Annotated in this window: 20 protein-coding genes and 1 pseudogene; 14 read left to right on the forward strand and 7 right to left on the reverse strand. The window is 32.1% G+C overall.

The window, feature by feature from the left end; translation table 11 throughout:
• Window positions 1-746: 746 nt before the first annotated feature.
• The 6 genes and pseudogenes from ACQKMV_RS07660 to ACQKMV_RS07685 all read left to right on the forward strand — a co-directional run bounded on the left by ACQKMV_RS07660 (window position 747) and on the right by ACQKMV_RS07685 (window position 4,302).
• Window positions 747-1,022, forward strand: a complete 276-nt coding sequence (locus ACQKMV_RS07660) for a hypothetical protein (RefSeq protein ID WP_427503221.1) — start codon at window positions 747-749, stop codon at window positions 1,020-1,022.
• 70 nt (window positions 1,023-1,092) lie between these two features.
• The gene (locus tag ACQKMV_RS07665; protein WP_427503222.1) at window positions 1,093-1,362 is read left to right on the forward strand and encodes a hypothetical protein; all 270 of its coding nucleotides are present in this window, start codon (window positions 1,093-1,095) and stop codon (window positions 1,360-1,362) included.
• A 757-nt stretch (window positions 1,363-2,119) separates the two neighbouring features.
• A pseudogene (locus ACQKMV_RS07670) lies at window positions 2,120-2,263 on the forward strand (toxin C-terminal domain-containing protein); the annotation flags it as partial.
• Window positions 2,264-2,269: 6 nt separating this feature from the next.
• Window positions 2,270-2,791 (forward strand): hypothetical protein, encoded by a 522-nt coding sequence (locus ACQKMV_RS07675; RefSeq protein WP_427503223.1) that lies wholly within the window; start codon window positions 2,270-2,272, stop codon window positions 2,789-2,791.
• Between the two features lie 438 nt (window positions 2,792-3,229).
• A complete protein-coding gene (locus tag ACQKMV_RS07680; protein ID WP_427503224.1) occupies window positions 3,230-3,481 on the forward strand; it encodes a hypothetical protein in 252 nt (83 codons plus the stop codon).
• A gap of 254 nt (window positions 3,482-3,735) precedes the next feature.
• Window positions 3,736-4,302 carry a hypothetical protein gene (locus ACQKMV_RS07685; protein WP_427503225.1) on the forward strand — a complete coding sequence of 189 codons (567 nt, stop codon included), beginning with the start codon at window positions 3,736-3,738 and terminating at the stop codon, window positions 4,300-4,302.
• Window positions 4,303-4,913: 611 nt separating this feature from the next.
• On the opposite strand, the gene ACQKMV_RS07690 is transcribed toward ACQKMV_RS07685, so the two are convergent.
• The 5 genes from ACQKMV_RS07690 to ACQKMV_RS07710 are packed head-to-tail and all read right to left on the reverse strand — an operon-like array spanning window position 4,914 to window position 10,484.
• Window positions 4,914-5,309: an SMI1/KNR4 family protein gene (locus tag ACQKMV_RS07690; RefSeq protein ID WP_427503226.1), complete on the reverse strand. Its 396-nt coding sequence runs from the start codon at window positions 5,307-5,309 to the stop codon at window positions 4,914-4,916.
• Window positions 5,309-5,872 carry an HNH/ENDO VII family nuclease gene (locus tag ACQKMV_RS07695; protein WP_427503227.1) on the reverse strand — a complete coding sequence of 188 codons (564 nt, stop codon included), beginning with the start codon at window positions 5,870-5,872 and terminating at the stop codon, window positions 5,309-5,311. Before ACQKMV_RS07695 ends, ACQKMV_RS07690 begins: the two co-directional genes overlap by 1 nt.
• Window positions 5,869-7,857: an ATP-binding protein gene (locus ACQKMV_RS07700; RefSeq protein WP_427503228.1), complete on the reverse strand. Its 1,989-nt coding sequence runs from the start codon at window positions 7,855-7,857 to the stop codon at window positions 5,869-5,871. Before ACQKMV_RS07700 ends, ACQKMV_RS07695 begins: the two co-directional genes overlap by 4 nt.
• The gene (locus ACQKMV_RS07705; RefSeq protein ID WP_427503230.1) at window positions 7,796-9,322 is read right to left on the reverse strand and encodes a dynamin family protein; all 1,527 of its coding nucleotides are present in this window, start codon (window positions 9,320-9,322) and stop codon (window positions 7,796-7,798) included. Before ACQKMV_RS07705 ends, ACQKMV_RS07700 begins: the two co-directional genes overlap by 62 nt.
• 1 nt (window position 9,323) lies before the next feature.
• Entirely contained in the window at window positions 9,324-10,484 is a 1,161-nt protein-coding gene (locus ACQKMV_RS07710; protein WP_427503231.1) for a dynamin family protein, read from the reverse strand.
• A 593-nt stretch (window positions 10,485-11,077) separates the two neighbouring features.
• On the opposite strand from ACQKMV_RS07710, the gene ACQKMV_RS07715 reads away from it, so the two are divergent.
• The 7 genes from ACQKMV_RS07715 (at window position 11,078) to ACQKMV_RS07745 (ending at window position 17,279) form a co-directional block, all read left to right on the forward strand.
• On the forward strand, window positions 11,078-12,055 hold the full coding sequence (locus ACQKMV_RS07715; RefSeq protein ID WP_427503233.1) for a BMP family lipoprotein: 978 nt from the start codon (window positions 11,078-11,080) through the stop codon (window positions 12,053-12,055).
• Between the two features lie 14 nt (window positions 12,056-12,069).
• Window positions 12,070-13,746 carry a methyl-accepting chemotaxis protein gene (locus ACQKMV_RS07720; protein WP_427503234.1) on the forward strand — a complete coding sequence of 559 codons (1,677 nt, stop codon included), beginning with the start codon at window positions 12,070-12,072 and terminating at the stop codon, window positions 13,744-13,746.
• Between the two features lie 439 nt (window positions 13,747-14,185).
• The gene (locus tag ACQKMV_RS07725; protein ID WP_427503235.1) at window positions 14,186-14,905 is read left to right on the forward strand and encodes a hypothetical protein; all 720 of its coding nucleotides are present in this window, start codon (window positions 14,186-14,188) and stop codon (window positions 14,903-14,905) included.
• Window positions 14,906-15,112: 207 nt separating this feature from the next.
• Window positions 15,113-15,307, forward strand: coding sequence for a metallophosphoesterase (locus ACQKMV_RS07730; protein WP_427503237.1), 195 nt, complete (start codon window positions 15,113-15,115; stop codon window positions 15,305-15,307).
• Window positions 15,308-15,320: 13 nt separating this feature from the next.
• Window positions 15,321-15,728, forward strand: a complete 408-nt coding sequence (locus ACQKMV_RS07735; protein ID WP_427503238.1) for a hypothetical protein — start codon at window positions 15,321-15,323, stop codon at window positions 15,726-15,728.
• 103 nt (window positions 15,729-15,831) lie between these two features.
• On the forward strand, window positions 15,832-16,710 hold the full coding sequence (locus ACQKMV_RS07740; RefSeq protein WP_427503239.1) for a hypothetical protein: 879 nt from the start codon (window positions 15,832-15,834) through the stop codon (window positions 16,708-16,710).
• A gap of 194 nt (window positions 16,711-16,904) precedes the next feature.
• Entirely contained in the window at window positions 16,905-17,279 is a 375-nt protein-coding gene (locus tag ACQKMV_RS07745) for a hypothetical protein (protein WP_427503240.1), read from the forward strand.
• Between the two features lie 382 nt (window positions 17,280-17,661).
• Here the strand turns inward: ACQKMV_RS07745 and ACQKMV_RS07750 are convergent, their stop codons facing one another.
• Window positions 17,662-17,898, reverse strand: a complete 237-nt coding sequence (locus tag ACQKMV_RS07750; RefSeq protein WP_427503241.1) for a hypothetical protein — start codon at window positions 17,896-17,898, stop codon at window positions 17,662-17,664.
• 469 nt (window positions 17,899-18,367) lie between these two features.
• On the opposite strand from ACQKMV_RS07750, the gene ACQKMV_RS07755 reads away from it, so the two are divergent.
• Window positions 18,368-18,898: a hypothetical protein gene (locus ACQKMV_RS07755; protein WP_427503242.1), complete on the forward strand. Its 531-nt coding sequence runs from the start codon at window positions 18,368-18,370 to the stop codon at window positions 18,896-18,898.
• Window positions 18,899-19,339: 441 nt separating this feature from the next.
• On the opposite strand, the gene ACQKMV_RS07760 is transcribed toward ACQKMV_RS07755, so the two are convergent.
• The gene (locus ACQKMV_RS07760; RefSeq protein ID WP_427503244.1) at window positions 19,340-20,017 is read right to left on the reverse strand and encodes a hypothetical protein; all 678 of its coding nucleotides are present in this window, start codon (window positions 20,015-20,017) and stop codon (window positions 19,340-19,342) included.
• Window position 20,018 lies beyond the last annotated feature (1 nt).

Consider the following 20,018-nt stretch of genomic DNA (forward strand, 5'->3'; position numbering starts at 1 on the left):
TCTATCTCTTCATTAATCATTTCTACTTTATAGCTATTCTCAAAATGAACTACTCTCTATTAACTCTACTAACAACCTGTCCGTTCTGCAATACTTCAAGATCTATTCCTCAGCGATTGTCACACACCTCAATACTTGCCGTGTTAGAAAGCAAAAGATAGTTTTCCGACTTTTATCAATTTTTGTTCAGTTTATAACAAAAGTTGATTTTAAAAATTTTATTGCTAGTGGTATGTTAGTAACATACCCTCGATATGGACAGGAATGGTTAGGAGCACGAGACTATTATAGAAAAATTTAATTTTAAAAAGGGTATCGATTATTTGTTACCCTTTTTAAACGTTTAAAAGAAGGTGAAAACTCTGGGTTATATATTAATAAGTATATGTATTTTATTACTTATCGTTTCATCTGCTGAATCACTAATGTATTTATTTAAAATAAAAAACACAAAATTAAAAAGCATTTTATCTTACATATTAATGTCAGTAATAGCGTTTATCACCAGTCAATATATACCTAGTGATTATAAGGATTTGATAAAAACAATAGCTGCAGCATATTTAATTTTAGCATTCGTATCTTTATTTAAAAAAAATACCGATATTGATTAAACAATTTAAACTAGTTTAAAAGGAAGCGCTACAAGTTCTGATTTATACACGACTTATTTTCTTACTGGTAAAAGTCAATTTAAAATAGTTGTTTGATATCCTTTTTTAATCTTTTAAAAGAAGGTGAAAACTTTGGGTTATGCATTAATACACATATTTATTAATTTACTTATTCTTTTTCTTATTTTGTTACTTTCTATTTTATTTGCTGAATCATTAATATATTTATTTAAGATAAAAAATACAAAATTAAAAAGCATTTCAACTCATATAATAGCGGCACTATTAGCGTTTATCACCAGTAAATTTATACCTAATGATTATAAGGACTGGACAAAAATACTAGCTGCAGCATATTTAATTTTAGCATTCGTATCTTTATTTAAAAAAAATACCGATATTGATTAAACAATTTAAACTAGTTTAAATTAAATATATTTAAGTTTTTTAGTTTTTATTTAGAGTGGAGATATTAAATATGCATATAGGTGATGTTGTTAAAATGAATGAAGTAGATTTTTTCGGTTGGAAAATTCGTTTCAAAGACGGGTTAAGAGCTATAAAAGATAACGATGCAAAAGAGATCATTATTATTGAAGGTATTCTAGAACTAAATGCAATAATTCGTGTCGATGAACAAGGTGAACTTCAAATTAAACCTACATGGGATACTGTTGTTTTAATTAATCCAAATGATAATATTATTACTATTCGCCATGCTAATAAAGTTTTTTCCAATGAAGATTAATTTACAGTTTTATGGTGCCCCCATAGGGTGGTCAAGGATTTGCATATAAAAGAAAGGTTACTTATACAGTACCATTTTAGATAACGATTATATTTAAAGGAGGTATTAGCGATGAGCGTGAATTACTTTGATATTTTTTTTACAATAGGTTTTTTTGCTTTTTGGACAATTATCATCGTTTTGATTGTGAAATTCTTTAAAAATAAGAAGTCTAAGCTTACTAATCATTAAGTTGCAGCACGTTTTCGGTGATAGAAAACGTGCGAACGAGGAAACACGCTCTAAATAAATGGTTGCCTCAGTCCGATCAAACTCCACTTTAATAAAAGTGGAGTTTGTCATATTTAATAGCATCTTAAAGGCTTTTAAATGAAAAGAATTCAAGGAAACTGATAGCCCAATTATATACCAATTTAGTTAGTTTAGGAGCTGAATTTATGAGTGAAAGAAAAAAAGGTTACTTAGAAATGCTTATTGGAATAATAATTTAATTAACAGTAATCTTCATTCTAGATATTGCTACACAGAGCGTATTTATCATTTTAGGAGTAATTGTCCTTTTTAATATATTTGTATTTGAATTACTTCTATTAATAAAAAAATTGTAGGCTATTAATAACCTATTCAAATCCTGATTTTAGGTTCTACATGTGGTACAAAACCAACACTCATATTTAAAGGAGGTTTAGCAAGTACATCTTCTGAAAAATCCCCTATTGGTATCAATAACCAAGTCACATGGAGCTAAAATATTTAAAAAGGACAACCTGAATATATTCTAATAGATCAAGATGGTCATAATGGAGGAGTATGGAAAGGCGCCAGCTCTATAAAAAATTTAGGTTCAAAGAAAACACGTTCAGGAACCTATGATGCCGAATTAAATAGAATAGGAGATTGATACATTTTGGTAAAGTTAAAAGACTTTAAAATTGAATTTGACTGTACTCAAGTGACACCTTTTTTCCAAGTCCATGAAGACAATCGGATACGATTTGATATTGAGAAGCTAAGTAGAGTTAACCTACAATTAATTATTAATCAATTATTTAATAGAAAAAAAGATATTAATGCTATCTTTGTTTCTGAATATATTTTCAATAAAAAACGTAAGTCAGCTAAAACAAAGATTGGCCAAATTATTCACTTGAAAAATTGGAAAGAGGATGTATTACTAGAAGGCGATACAAATGATGGAGTAATTTATGCTTCTATAAAAAACTTAGATCCTTTAGATGTATATAATTACTGTTTTAGTGTTAAAAAAGGATTAACTGGAGCATATATTTCATTCTATTCCAATGAATATTTATTATATATAAGTAGTGATGTTATTGATATTATTTCAAATGATTCCACTAATATTAATAAGCTAAAAGATAACTATAAAAACCTTTATGATACGTATTATGAGATCTCTAATAAATAATTAAATCATTTGTTAATTTACTAATTAAGTAAAGTAGTATTGTATTAAGGGGCTTCCCTTGAAAAAAGGAAGTCCTTTTGTTATGTAGCTAAAGGAGTAGCATTCTTGTATTAATATAGCCTGCTCCAGCAATACATAAAGGAGTTTCAGAGTTCATCGGTAGTTCCTCAAAACCTCTAATCGAAACGTAAATGATTCACTTTTATCAATTTTTGTTCAATTATTTACAAAAGTTGATTTTGAATCTTTTATAGCTAATGTTATTGTACTACTAAGAGGATTGATTTTCGAATCTTCGGTTAATTTCAGCGCTGATTATTGTATGTATTTATATAACCTTGCCGAATCTATGGGGGCAATTTTTTAATTGCCTCAATAAAAACTTTTTATATTAGCTAAAAAAAGTTAATATCCATATTAAGGGGGTATCTATAGGTTTTGGAGAAATCTAATTTTCTTAAGAAAATAGTTGTAGTAATACTTACTATTATGGTAATCAGTCTTCTTTATGATTTTATTTGGCATAAAGAAAGTTTCGATAAACCTATTTGGAAACAAGTAATACTCGCTTTTTGTTTTTTGATGATAAGTATTCATAATTTTATTTTTAAAAAATATGCTTTAGGTTCGATTTATGCTGGCGTGGTAATAGCCTTTACTGTTAGTATTTTTTGGATTATAACTGTTTAATAAAGAACCAATCTTTCTACTTAAAAAGAAAATAAGATACATTCTTAGAAAAGAGTAATTGATTACAAAAAGCTCAATAATATATGGTCCCCCAATATAAGCCTCTTTTTGATTCTTTAAAAGATAAATGACTGGATAATTTAAATTAGCCAGCTAAGATTTGAATAAATCAAAAAAATATTTTGTACAACTTTTTTGCTGCATAACCCTCCCTATAAATAGTTATTTCAATACTAAATTGGACGTGAAGCTAAATGAATTCTTTTGTGATGAGAACCGATGCATCTACAAGTTTGAATTTTTTAATTTATATTCAAAATATATTCCTTAATCAAAATAGAAAAACTAATAAATTTAAATATCCAAATTTCACGGTGCCGCCTTTTTTATTTAAACCTAATTTTGAAAATTGCTTTAGAACATTATGGAATGATGTCTGCCAAGCTATTGACAAAGATGTTTCAAACGACTTTTTACTAGGGGATTTTTATTATCATGAACTCTTTAACGCTAATGAAGAAAACTTACAAAAATTTAACGAAATACGACAATCATTTCAAATATGGTGGGGTAGTTTAGCAGGTCAATTTTCAATTGAGAGCTCGATTGACGAACCAAGAGATTTGCTTTATCGAGATTTGAAAATTTTATTTGATAAATATAACTTCTCACCAAAACAACTTATATCAGTTTATGTAATTTATGACGATTACGTATTCGAAACCGGACCAGCTACTCCATATTTTATAGTTGCTTCAATTAGTACTTTCTATATTCATTATAAAAATTTATTAGGGGAAATCGAAATAATGTTATTTTGATTAGACTTTGCAACAGTAATATTTATTACATTTATTGATTTAATATTAAAACCGTATGATATCAATTTCCTTTCGAAGCTGTTTATATGGTCCTGGGATTATACCAATGACTGCCTAAATTTCAGAAACAAAAATCATTAACAACTAATATAAGAAGATACTGCAACATGAATCCGTTATTTAAAGTATCACTATTTGTTTTCAAACGAACAAAAGCAGTCTTGAAGCTACACGAAAACGAAGTCATCTAGGTGTAATTCAGCATTCCATTCAGATATAAACCGCCTCGTCATAAAGTTATTTAGAAATGATGAAAGTTTGCAAGGAGTATGGAATTGAAAGAAGAAGTTTGATATTTAATGTAACTATATGAGGCTGGGACAAAAGTGTTTCAGCCAACAAAAATACCGAACTATCCCAATAAAACGCTTATGAAGTGTTTCGGAATAGTTCGGTTTTTCTATTTATCGTGTTTTGTTAATTTAGAGATTATTCGCTTTATAAAGGAACCATTTAGTTATGTCCCAGCCATATTCTTAAAGATAATCAAAAATAACAAAGCAAAAATCTCTTTTCTTTAAAATCAAGATATTAAGATCCGGATGAAACTTTTAATTATTTAAAATTTGACTCTTAATATATTCTTCTGTAGTACTGAATAAATTCGTAAACTCTCCATTTACAAATTCAAAAACATTATCATTTTCATCCACTACAATTAATATGCCTTCAACACCTAAATTTTGAATAACAACATACTTATCTAAATCTCCATTAGCTAAAATACGTTCTTCTTTTGTAGTTTCGATGACATTTAAATAACCACTAACACCTAAACCAAAGATTTCATCTGTGCCTGCTGAAATGACACCATATTGTTTAACAATCTTCCTATAAGAGTTAGGAAAAACCATATCTAATTCTTTTTCAGCTTGTACAATGATATCATCATCTATTGCACCTACAGTTGTAATGTCTTCATTCTTTAAGATATTTAATACATCCATTATCCATTACCTCTTTCTTCTAAAACTTGTTTTGCTCGCTCTTTCCAATGTGCTTCACGTTCTTTTTTGAATTCTTGACGATCTATTTCGGATTCAACTGTTTTATCATGTAGTATACCATCATTTCCTGGACCTCTATGCTCTTGTACAGTTAATTCCGCTAAAGGAGAATCTGATTTTTGACCAATATGATGTAATTCTATCGGTTTACCATCAACTAATGGCGGCATACCTTTTTGCATTCTTTCTAAATTTGTTCTTCCTAGACTATCTACTGCATCATAATCAACATCTGTACGTTGAAGCACTTCACGACCGTTTACTTCACCTTTTTCTAAATGAGCACCCTCATATATAGCTCTTTCTTCTTCCGATACTTCTTTCAATGCATCTTCTAAAGTTTCATATGCTTTCACTTCTTCTGGTACTTCTCTAACTTGACCTTCTTGTAATTCATTAAAAGAGGAGTTTTCCATCGGTACTTTTTCTACATCTAGTACCCATTGATCCTTATCTATCGATTCGAACGATAGTTTTTCGGGAGTTTTAACAATTTCTATCATTTAATTTTTCCTCCTCGAACGGCCTCAATCCAAGTATCATAAAGTTCCCGTTTATGTGCTATTACACATTCAGTATGTAGTAAACATTGAATTGTCGCCATTTTATATTCATGAGATAATCCGGGTGCCTGTTTTTCGATAAATTCATATAAATAACGGTTTAGCTCTTTAATACAACTACTCTCGTTTGTGAATTTTCGTAAATTTGTTTTTCCATCTAATAGTTCATACACCACTTTAGATAGTTCATCAAACATATCTTTTGCAAATAATTCTTTTCGGTAACTTTCTTTTTTTATTGCTGTTTGAATCGTATGCTTTACCTTCGTCGATAGCGTGATTTGTTCAACAATTTGAAGAAGATGTTCTTCCTCATCAATTACCGCTTCACGTACACGTTGTTGCAATAAGAAATTAATTATTTTCTTTTTCTTCTCAGTAGTACTTACAATATATTCAAGACCTACTTCTTCATATAATTTTGGATCTCGTTTAAAATGATTGATTTTACATAGCACAGGTTCAACCCAATCATTTTGGAACACTACAGCTACCCCTTGTGGTAATTTAATAATTTCATCAACTTGTTCATCCTTCATACCTGCAGATTTTCCAATTAAACGACGATCCATTTCATCAGGTAAGCGCATAATAATTTTTGTATTTGTATTTCGAACTGCCGACATATCTAACATATTTGGTGACTGATCTGCGATGATAAATCCTTCCCCAAATGTTCGCATTTCAGCAATCGCATTTGAAAGCATCTCAACAGATTTACCTAATACATTTGAACTTTCACTTTGTTGTTCTGTGCTTGTACGTTTCAAAATATTATGTGCTTCTTCTAAGACTGTAACATGCTGTAATGTTTCATTCATCCCTATTGCATTTGCCATTCGGTGTTCGCTTAAACGCATCACTAGAATACCCATAATTAATGCTTTTGTTTCTGATGAGCCAACACGACTCAAATCTACAATAACATTTTGATTGAATAAAACTTGATTATCCAATTCTTGCGAACAGAAAATCTGACCGTTGATACCGTTTGTCAATGATTTTACACGAGTTACTAACGAACCTGTATAATTCCCTTTAGTTTCAGCGTCATAAGCAGATAGTTGTATCACTTCTTCTAGGCTATTTAAAAGGTCTTTGAAGGTAGGATAACCCTTTCCACTTTCATTTGCTGAGTATTCCAAATCCCATCCACATTGTTCATATGCATGAATAATGGCTTCCTTTAAAATAGCTGGCATTGCCGCATACATTGGCCAACACACATTAAAAATTTCAACAAGACGATCAATATGTTCTAAAACGTGAATATCTTCAGGAAATATAAATGGATTGATTTTTAATATTTTTGATTTTTTAGGATTTGTCCCCAAAACTGTCACATCTGAATCATGACCAAAAACATGCTTATATTCACCTTTTGCAGGTTCAATGACCATAAATTTCACACCATGATTCTTTAATTGAGACAGAATCTCATATACCGTATTTGACTTACCTGAGCCTGTAGAACCAGTTACAAGCGTATGCATTGTAAGGCTTTGTAAATCGATTTTGACACGTGATTCCGAAGCTTGCCCCATATTATAAATGGCACCTAAGTTAATATTACGCCCCTCTGTTTCACGATAAGTGACCACTTCTGGTGCAAATTCTACATGTTCAATAACTGGGAATCCATTTATTGATTTACGAGGTAAACTCATATGAATTGCTAATTCTTTCCCACTTACTAAAGAAGTTGGCGTAATTGGCCATTGCACTCCCTTATTGTTATATGTAAACATTGGGTGCATGAAGTTTCTTACATAGTTTTGAATTTCCTGAGTTTCATATTTATTTCCTGACCAGCTAGAAATATGAGATATTTCTACTCCTGTATTTTCTCCCTGCATTAGAGATTTATATGTAGCAGCAGCTATATCTGCAGCATAAGATTTTTCCTTTAAACTTCTTCGCCTCATCGCCTGAATTTAGCTTTTCTTCAACTTGGACGATTTGTTGACGAATTTGCTCATGTTTTTCCGTATTTTCAGCAATAACATTTTTTGTTTCTTCGAATGCTCTTGAACTTTCCAATTTCTTTTGGAACGTATCCACTACATTTTTGATTTTTGCTGTACGAGCATACTTTTCTACATATAATTTAATTGTTTCTTCGATAGCAGGGATACCTGTATGAATCAGTGCTGTTTCTAAATTTTCTTTATCTCCATCGCTAACTTGTTTTAAACGATCAACAATTTTCTTTTTAGTACTAGATGTTAAAGTTGCGTAGTTTTCTAAATGCAATTCATGATTACGATTTAGTTTACGAGCAGTCATTAATATTTCATCTTCTAAATCTTCATCAATTGTATCTGAATTTCCCATCAATTCTCGTATATCCAATGCAGGAAGTGCAGCGGCTGGGAATAAATTTGGATTATGAATATCACGGTCTGCTAGATATTTACGAACTTTCTCTAAAGACTGTTCTACATCATCGTCTCCTTTACGGAAATTATCAATTTTATTGACGACGAATAAATAACGATCTTTTGATTGTTTCCCTCCTACTTTCATGCTATTTGCTACAGCATCGAGCAGTGTGGAATCATCGTTAACACCTAATTGTGTAGCGTTTAAAATATATAAAACTAAGGCTTTAGAAGAGTCATTTAAATTCTTATATGTCGTTTTTAAGTGATTTTCGTCTCGTGAATTGTTAGGTCCCGGTGTATCAATCAATACTAATGACATTTCTTCAGTAGATGTAAATGGTATATCACCTTCTATCACGATTGTAGATACCATTTCATTTGCATTTAATTTTGCCATATCTTCAAGCTGTACATCACTTACGCTTGTAATCTTATTACCATCTTCATCATAAGCAACCGCAAAGAATTCTGGATCATCAGTATCTTTTATTCGCGCAATAGTTGCTGTACATGCTTCTTGACTCGACGGCATAATTTTACGTTGTAATAATGCGTTAATTAAAGTTGATTTTCCAGCACTCATTGTCGCAACAACTGTAATTTCAAACTCACTATTTAAAGCTTTTTTAAAAGCATCTTGTAAATCTTTTGTTTTTAATTCTTCAATCGGCCCATGGATAATTTCATCAAATACTTCTTCAATCGCTAATTCCATATGCGCAACTTCTTTTACCGGAATATGTGTTAGATTTATAGTCATTCCTTTTTCTTTTGCTTGTTCAGCAGACTCTTGTAAATCTTCAAAATCCATTGAAGTTCCTTGGAATGTTAAATCAAAGTAGTCTTCGTTACACTCTTCTTGTAACAAGATTGGTAGCTCTTCTACCCATTCTTGCAAACGTTTTTCGCCGACATTTAATTCACTATTATTTGCTACGTGTTCTCCATCAATACAAATTATCGTTTCTAGTTTATACGGATTATATTTAATAAAAATCTCAGCCATATTAAACTTCCTTTCCTACAAGTTCTGCTTCTAAATTTGCAATGCCACATTTTCTTAACAGTTCTTCTTTTTCAGTTAATCGAAGTTGCGAATTATAACCAAAAGTAGATAAATCAAATTCCTTACGATTAAACTTTCGTTTAAACATGATTAATTCATCTTCCTCATCCTCATCTAAAACTTGTCCTAATAATTCCAACTTAAATAAATAAGCTGCATAAGCTGAAAGAGGATAAACTTTAGGATTTCTAAACTTCAAATCTTTTAATTGTTCAATCGCTTTCTGACAACTTGTTTCAATGGAATCTTGCTCTTTTCTAAATTGGTCTACTTTATTAATAACAAAAATAATTTTTGAATGATCTACATGATTTCTTATGAATTCTAAGTGTTCTAAGTCATCATGACTTCCTAAATGATTTCCATTCATAACATAAATTAGAACATCAAAATCATTTATTTTAATCATTTCATGCGTAATGTATTTATGTTCAGGATCTGTAGAAGAATTGATTCCCGGTGTATCATTTAATTCCCAAAGATATTTGTCTCGTAAATGATACATCCTACTATAAATTCTGAGATTTGGATCAGTTACAGTATGTAGAACATCAGGAATATCCTTTTTCACTTTAAATCGGTTGTTTTGAAAATCGCAGATGACATCCTCTGCTTTTGGACCCTCAATAATTTCATATGTTCTAGCAGTACAAGAATCATTTTTTGTCGCCATTATTTTCTTTCCAATAAGTGCATTGATTAATGTCGATTTCCCCGCACTCATGGTAGCTGTAACAAGGATTCTCTTTTTCTTATTAATTTTCCCCTCTGTTGATGTTACAGTAAAACCCATAACACCCAACAGTTGATTTATTTCATTTATTAATTTTTCAGGTTGTTTAGGATTAATGACAAATTTTTCAACCAATCTTGGCAGTTCATTCTCATATTCTTTATATTGATGGATATAAAATTTATTCTTTTTCAATCCCGTATATTTTTGATTAATAAACTTCAATTCATCGATTGGTTCAATAAAAATACTACCTGCATATTCTTGGATTAACACTCTAGATCGATTAAAATCTGTTGAATATTTTTTAGAAAAATAATGCAAAATAGATAACCAATTTTCCTTAAAACCGATACTTTCTTCCCTCATAATAATCACCCATTAAATTAGAATCTTTTCCCATTGTAAACCTTCTTTTATACTTTTTGAACTATGTATTATACATTTTATATTGTAGCAACTATATTGGACGCCATTTGTCCATCAAAAAAACATTTGCTAAAAATAAGCAAATGCTTAAAGAAAGTTTATGCTTTATGTTACAGATAAGATTGTGTTCTTTCACAAGAGATAGGTTTTCAATACTAAATATAAGGAAATCATATGATCACAGATAACTCAATAACAGACAAAGCAGTTTGCTTATAAGTTTTGTGCAGCGATAGATGAAAAGGGTTTGTAATAGGTTCCATGGTGATTTCAGGAAATGTGTACGATAGCCATGTATTGCTGCCACTTGTTTAAAAGGTAAAAAAGCGTTAAAAACCAATAGCGATTGCTGCTGAATATGGGCAGATTTGCGTGAAACAAAGGTTTTCAGTGTGAAAATAGTTTAATACTATTACAAATCAAAAATAGTTATTAAGCACTTTACACTAAATTAATATATACTTAATTAGGTATTTATGTGATTTTCAGTGCGATTGTATAGGAAAAAATAAGTGTGAATGAGGTTACATTTTATGAAAAAGAGTTTATTTGCCTTAATTATGGCAGCAGGACTAATATTAGCATCTTGTGGGAACAACACGGCGCAAAATGAAGATTCAACTGAATTACGTGTGGAAGATAGATTTAAAGTTGGGATTATGTTGCCAGACGTTGGACTCGGCGATCAGTCATTTGGAGATTTAGCAGTTGCAGGTCTAGTCAAGGCACGCGATGAGCTTGGGATTGTGTTTGATTACCGTGAGCTTGGCAGTGAGCCGAACTATGAAAAAGGAATTAAGGAGTTAGTGGAAGAGGGTAATGATTTAGTAATTGCAGTAGGTTACTCACTACAAGAGGATCTGGAAAAGGTTGCAAAGGCCAATCCAGAACAACAATTCGTTCTAGTTGATTCAGAATCAGACGTTGAAAATATTCACTCTATTACGTTTAAAGAAAATGAAGGAAGCTATTTGGCAGGTGCATTAGCAGCAATGACGTCAAAAACAGGAAAAGTAGCTTTTCTAGGCGGAATGGTGGACCCAGTAATCCAAAAGTTTGAGAAAGGTTTTGCTGAAGGAGCAAAGGCAATCAATCCCAAAATTGAAGTGATTGTGACCTATGCAGATACATTTTCAGATGATAAGGTTGGAAAGGCCATTGCTGCTGACATGATTACTCAAGGAGCAGATGTCCTTTACGCAGCTGCGGGATATACAGGCGTTGGCTTATTGCGACAAGCGCAAGAAAGTGGCGTTTTAGCAATCGGGGTTGATACAGATCAATATACATATGCAGAAAAAGCAGTCGTATCTTCTATGTTAAAAAATATTGATGTAGCCGTTTATGAATTTATAGAAAATTATACGAAAGAGAAACCAACCGGGCAGCAGCATATCGCTTTAGGTATGAAAGAAAAAGCGATGAAACTTGCACCTGTGCGCGTGATTGATCATGCAACCAAAATTGAAGATGAACTAAACAAACTATCGCAGAAACAATTTGGCCAATAAGAGGAGTTAAGAAAATGTCATTAACTAAAAAAATATTATTCAACTCGTTTACGCTCATTGCAGTTTCGATTGCTCTTATAGCCATTGTCATAATGGCGATGATACACATCCAATCATCGAACCAAGATATTTTACCAAAAATTATCAATATCCAAGTGATTGAATCCGAGTTGAAAAATACGCAAAATGAGCTAAGTAACTATGCAACAGCCATTGGTGTCGCACAACCACAGAGTGTGACAGATAAACAACTAGAATCATTGAAAAAATTAGAAAGTACGGTTAACGATAAATTAGCAATTATCGAACCTTTGCTACATAATAAAGAAAGTGTAGACATCTTCACTAAAATGCAAGGAAAATTTACAGACTTTTTTACTGCAGCCAATCAAGCAGTAACCAATAAAAACGTAACAGCTGTTCGTACACAAGGATTACGTATTGTAGGCATTTTAAATGATGTGCATTTACTAGGTTTGTATGCCAATGAACATTACCAAGATATACAAAAAGATGTAGCACAACAAATTAAATTTGTTATTACAACTTCATTAGTTGGCATTATTCTGCTCATTTTATTTGGAAGTGTCTTTACAGTGTTAATTATTAGAAATATTACGAAACCACTTCGTAATCTGGCCCATAATGCCAATGAAATTGCGTCTGGAAATCTTATGGTGGAGCCTATTCAATATAAAACAAATGATGAAATTGGCGTGTTAAATCGTTCATTTGATACGATGACGAACCAATTAAAACAGTTGCTAGATGCCATTCGTGACGTGAGTGGACACATAGATACATTTACAAATGATTTAGATCGTGAAAATAAACTATTCGCTGAAATCAGTGAACACGTCGCAGGTGCCACAGAAAAAATTTCAAGTGATTCCCTATCCGTTTCAAATTCACTCCATCATACTGTGCAGCTTGTCGAGACAATGGATACCGATTTCAATCAAAACGTACAGCGCTCAACGGTTTCTGTTGATCATGGTAAGCTGGCTGTCGGTGCGATTGATAAAGGAAAAGAAGTCATTTCCGCTCAACAAGAAATGATCGAAGAAAATATTAAAACGGTAAATGTCATTCACGATGTGGCAAATACCTTTATGGAACATACGGCACGAATCGAAGAAATGGCTGGGGTTGTTGCTGATATTTCAGCGCAGACGAATTTACTGGCGCTCAATGCCTCTATTGAAGCAGCTCGCGCTGGTGATCATGGCAAAGGCTTTGCAGTAGTAGCTGAAGAAGTACGTAATTTATCCGAAGCTACAAGCAAATCAACAGAGAAAATTTTCGGAATTGTTGGTGCCATCCAAACAGGCGTGCAAAATATGTCTGCTTCAGTACGCCAAGGTGTTGAAATAGCAGAAAAACAAAAATCCTCAATGTATGAAACAACGTCAGCATTCGAAAGCATTGAAACAGAAGTTCGAAGCATCATGAGTGAGCTTCAAGAAGTAGCCCAAGGTATGAAGCATTCGAAAGGATTAGGTGAACAAGTCCTTGAACATGTAGAAACTGTAAATCACATGCTAGAAGACAATGTGGCAGGTACAGAGGAAATAACCGCTTCAACAAATGAACAAACGCATGCTATTCAAATAGTTGTCGAGAAAATTACCGCATTACGTCAGCTCTCAGATGACTTAAATAACAGAGTGAAACAATTTAAAATTATCTAATGGAGATGACCTCAGCTATTGTCTGAGGTCATTTAAATTTAGATGGATTCTCAAAACTTTTGTTGTTTTGGTGTTAAGTTTGATTTTAATAAATGATACACACGTTGATTTTATATATAAAAATAGCATGTAACGTGATAAGTGGTTTTATTTTAACTCCTTTTTCATACACCCAATAATAAAAACAATATATTTTAATGTTATAAATAGAATATGGAGAAAGTAAGGACGTTCTCTTGTTGATAAATGCAAAGAAAAACGTTCATTCTTAAAATCACACATTTAACTGTGCTAAAGCCATGGAAAATGTTGGTCTGAAAAATCTTGACGTAGATCCAGAATTTAAAATATTAATAGCGAAAATTAGCGAAGTACTATTAATTAATATGATATAATACAAAAGACTTAAAATTAATCTAATTTTTAGGATGTGTTTAGGATGAACTACTATGAAAAGTTAATGAAATTACTAGAGGCTCGTGACAATGGTATACCGGTAACTCATGTACCAAATACATCAAATTTACCGATGGATTATGACATGACATTAGACTTATACAAAATTTTCCCAAATACGATTGAAAATGCAGATGACCGTGCAAAGGCGGAAATCGATGAAATGATGATGCACCATTTTCCAGGTGAATATGATGTGACGACACTATTAACAGTACAAGAAAAGTTTGCAGCAATCGTGAAAGCAATTAATCGCGGTCTGTATCTATATGATTGGGACGAACGAATGGTCGATAATGCATTTGTTGAAACGCATCGCCAAGTACCTGCACTATTAGATGATCTTGATATTTTTGATAAAATTCGTTTAGAACGTTTATATGATAATATTGAAAAAGAAGAACAACGACTAGTAGCAAAGCAAGCCCGACTACAAGAAATTGAACAATTAAAACAAGTAGATTATGATCGTCGGGAGGAAGTATATGTCGATGTCCCAGTTCTGATTTTAGATTGGGATTCGAAGGTGGATTTTGGCGCACTCAATTTATTTGAATTAGAGGACTATGTAAAACAAATTCATCGCGAAATTATATCAGAATATCGTCCTGCGATTAAAGACTATCTGAAACGTGTAGAAACACTACGTAAAGATGTATGGGGTCGCACGCATTACGACCGCAAAACAAAAGTATTTAGCTAATACCACTATGAAATACAGTCTAATGCCATCAGTATTTTTATTTGAAGAATAGGCAAAAACCGAATAAGCTACTACATAAATCAAATGCACAAGTGTCTTTTAGCCGACATTTGTGCATTTTAACTATTCGATTAACTTCGACTTTTTATGTTAATTCTTCTTTATTTAGATTTTCACATTCGATTAAAGGGCACATGGCAACCTAAAATGTATGCCTTTTTAACGTCCCTATTACCTAAAGAAAAAGGTGATGTACTAATCATTGCCGGCGATTTGTCGCACTATAACGTACAGTCCTTTTTATTACTAGAGTTTTTCAGCGATATTTACAAGCAAGTGTTTTTTGCGCTAGGCAATCACGATTACTACTTGGTTTCGGGTAGGCAGCAGCAAAAGCATTGAGCGAGAAATCGAATTGACACAAATGATTTCAGTTCTCCCAAATGTAAAGCTGCTTTCGCTTTTTGAAGCGTTTGTATATGAAGAGGTTACCTTTGCAGGGTCAACAAGCTGGTATGGACTTGAAACTACAAAGGAACAACGTGTTTTTCAAGAAAGGTCCAATGGTTCCGTGCCTATAAAAGGCATCGATATTTCCTTAACTCTTAAAAAAGAAATGGAAGCCTACCAGCAGTTACAACAGGCGGATGTACTGATTACACATGTGCCACCTATTATAATAGATTATCATTTCCTACATGGCTCTACGTCGTGCTATTTAAATGAATTGCCCAATATCTCCGCACAAATTTGCATTTTTGGTCATTGTCATACGCAAGAGTTATTGAAACAGGAGATACCACTTACTGTGCAAATGCATTAGGCTATCCAGATCAAAAACTACCGCAAGCAATCCAGTCGATTAGCCTTTCTTAACACAAGATTTAAAGAAAGTGATGGAAAATAATTATTGAAGAGGTGTATAAATGGAGAAGTGGTTTGAAAAGAAATTGCAAAGTACATATACAATAGAAGATTGGTTCGCTTCAAAAGCGATTATTCAACAATTTCCGCATGTAACTAATGATTTGTTAAAAGGAGTATATTTAAGAAAAGAAACAAAGACTACAAATGGAGAACTGTTAATATCAAAACTTGAGCCAATTACAATAAACTTAGCAGAAGCATTTTTAAAGCTATTCGAAGAAGTAGAGTCTGATGAACAACAATATATAAAATTTGAAAGAGCTATAAGTTCAAAAAGTATAAATACCATTTTTGCTGATATATATTATGTTCTTCAACAAAATGGCAAAGTAGAAATAGATAATAAAAAACTCCTTAACGGTATGAAAGCAATTATCCAACTAGGTGGGGGTGGCACAGATTTACCAATTGAGTTAAAGAAAGAAAATATTACGCAAGTAGAAAAAAACAGGATTTTAAACACACTTTATAATATAGGGGCGCTTGCTGGTGATGTGCAGCAATGTAAAATCTTGAATGACTCTTTAAATAGACTCTTTACTAATTGTGTGACGAATTTAAGTAGCTCACAATATACTCTATCGGAACCACTTACTATAGAACGCCAGCAAGTTTTAAAGAGAGGCTATGTACTTGCTTTTTTATATTTCCATGAAGTGAAAAATCATGATTTTGAATTTTTTTTGAGTTATGAAGATAAGATTGCTTTACGCTATTTATTCGAAACAGAAAATGATTATACGATAATGTTACATAATATTCCTGAAGATTATAGACTGTCAATCCCTTTAATAGCAGAATTTATCGAAAAGAATGCTGTGCCAATAATAATTATTTGTCAAAAATGCTGGGAGAAGTGGCTTCTATTCAAGTTATAGACGTCATGTAGCAGTGTCAATGGCGTTAGAGTTTATTTTGCTTGTAATATTTGAGAAAGACCCAAATATTAATTATTTTTATCAAAAGTTACACACAAACCTTACAGTACAAAATTCTAGATTGAGATTGGGCATTCAGTGTTAGACACGCAAACGATTATGACAATATATTACAATTTATAGAGATACATCGAATGAGTTGGAAAAAGAAAAAACGTTTCGTGGCTTTTCTTATGAACATTGTTTATACATCATTATATATTGGTGATGTACTATTCACACATGCTGGTTTCGAATCAAGTTTCGTAGATCTATCCGAAACGACGGACTACGATTTTTTATGGATACGAGACCACTATTTACACCCAAATAAAACACCCTTCGTTAACGTATTCCGTCATACACCTACAAAGCTAATTCATCAAAGTGATGATATTTGGCTAAGTGCCGATGAAAAATACATTGCAATCGATGGTGGCTGCGTGTTCGGTGGCCAGTTAAACGCCCTTTTACTACGTGACACTGGTGCAATACCGAACTCGTTTTACCCAAGCTGCTTAATGAAATAACCGTGTCTAACTTTTAGGGGTCACTTCAATACAAGGGTTTTGACGTTCATTGAAATCCAATGAAATCGTATTATGGAGCGGCGGGTGTTCAGTATATAAAAATAACAAACCTTATTATATCAACGTTTGAAGGGCCTTTTTGACCACTAAAAATAGCTCTCACAAAGGTTTTAATAAGGTTTACTAAATTTTCCTACGGAGACGATAAATTAAATGTAAGAAATCATGAGTTTTAACATCAATTCTGTACACAGTTATTAATCAATAGTGTATATATAAATTATCATATCAACAGTAGGCAAATGTTTAACCTTCTTTTTTCTCAAAACATGATATCTTGATGGGTTTAAATACTTCTCAAATATCTATGTATTCATGATAATTATTGATTAGATTCACGATACAAAAAATTCTTTACAGCTTTCCATTGAGCATTGAATTGAACGAAGAGTTGACCGTTAGAATCCATTTTCAAGTAATGATCTTCATTATCATAGTCTAGCGCTAATAAATATAAATCACTTTTCGTTTCCTTCGTTACCATTATCTGATCAAAGTTTTTATATCTTTTTTTGATTTTATTAATTCGATCTTCAATTTGTTCTTTAGAGTATGCCATTATATTTCTCCTATTTTATATATTTATTTTAGTACTTTAAGAATAACTTTCTTGAGATTAAGATTGTACCCGCATTATAAGGATGGTTGGCGGTATACAACAGTAAATGTACCATAACTGGCTATAGATGGATAACTTTCTTCTACTCTCCCCCTTAGTATAAAAATTTTTAATTCTTATTGCACAGGCAAAACAAGCTAATTATTAATGTGCTATATTATAGAAATTTACTATAGTAATTTGTTAATATAATGGGTCTACACATTTCTACACCATCTAAGTAAACAAATAAAGTTACTAATCCTTAAGAATAACAAACATCTAAGGCACCCCTATTTAATAAGTCATATAGATATTCATATTAAGCCAAGAAAATATTATTTATCATGCTTTTTTATCCGTAATTTTACCATAAGGAAAATTACTTTATGATATAATTTATACAAATTTGGTTAAAGGTGATAACAACATGAATCAAAAATCAAATAATCTAAATGATATCTTTGCTTATCAGTTTCGTTCCTTCTTGAATTCTATAGAAGGGAAAAGAATTAGTAGTGTTCAAAATCGAGAAAGAATAGGTTTAATACTTTTTCTACTTGATGAATTATCCCAAAACTCTGAAGGGTGGGAGAAAAACAAAAATACCAATGAAGAAACCGTTGCAGAATCATTACTTATTGCAGTTGAATTATCTGAGATGTTTTTATCAGTAAATTCTAAGAAAATAAAAAGTGAAAAACTTCAAAACAAGGTTAGTGGGATAACTGGACAATTAAAAAATATTTCAAGAACTGCAGTTGATTTAGAATTAGCACGTTTAAATGAGATTAACCAAGCAAAAAGAAAAATGTATTCTGAAAGTGATGATACATACAGACAGATGAACCATCCTGAACTTCGTTATGATGTTACTCAGCAAGGAACTGGAAGGAATGCTAATAGGGATTCCAAGAATTATACAAGCTCAGGGATATTCAAATATTCCAATAATATATAAAGTAATCAATTAAAAAGACAGTCTGTGCGAGACACACTCAACATGTGACGAGTGTTGAAGATAGGTAAAAAAACAAATGAGATGTAGTGGTGATTTTATTTTGAATTTTATTTTTGCCGGTGACGAGCTTGCCAAGCAAAAGTCATGAACTTTACAGGAAAGAGCACAGCAAGAATCTGAAGCATAATTGGCAGATGCAGATATGCACTGCCTTTTTTTAAAATGCATTAGATTGGTTTATGATTGAAGTGACCAATCACAGAAAAAAACATCCTAAAAAATGAGGAGCTCATCCCCTTTTTCTTCTAATAAAAAAATGCATTTCTCATAGAGAACACACCATTCTTTCTACTTTTATCCAAACAAAAAACCTCCTATTATTTGAATTAGAAGGTTTGTAAACAGTATTTGTAAAAAGCTTATTCACTATTGTCACTAACGTTAAAGTTCAACCTTTGTAAACTCCATTCCCTTCACCTTCAACTGATTAAATAAATTCGCTAATGCAGTCTCGCCGACATTGTGGTACTTGCCTAATAGCACTAACTCTTTCGGGAAATCCTTAACATGTAAGAAACCTTGCTCTTGTAACGAGTTAAGCAAGATTGTTTGGCCACGAAAGTTGTCCTTCGTTAACGCAACATTTCCTAATGCTTCTGTTAAAATAACAAATTCTGTTTTGTAAAATAACAAGACTTCCCCGCGATATTGCTCCATTAATATTTTGCGTTTTTGTTCTTCTTCAATGAATAATCGTAATTCTTCAAAGAAGCATTCATTTTTAGCTTCTTTAAAGCGCTTCACATACTGGTACATACCGTCTAATTGATATGGCAGTTCACTCATAATACGTGCTTGCTGTTCGCCATTCAAACGGATTAAAAACGTTGTCGATTTTGGGAAACGCTGTGGCAATAAAAATGCATCACGTATAAAATCCGGTATCTCAACAAATTGATCTTTATAGTAAATTCTGCTACTAACCTTTTGCTCGGTTACAACATTTTGTGGCATTGGCTGTTTTTGCACAAACGTCTGCATTAATGCTTCAATATATTCGATTAAATATTCACTTTCAGCCGCGCTTTTCTCAGGAACCGACTCAATGTACTCTGGCACC

The organism is Lysinibacillus sp. NPDC094403 (assembly GCF_050278745.1).
In the GTDB taxonomy this organism is placed as follows: domain Bacteria; phylum Bacillota; class Bacilli; order Bacillales_A; family Planococcaceae; genus Lysinibacillus.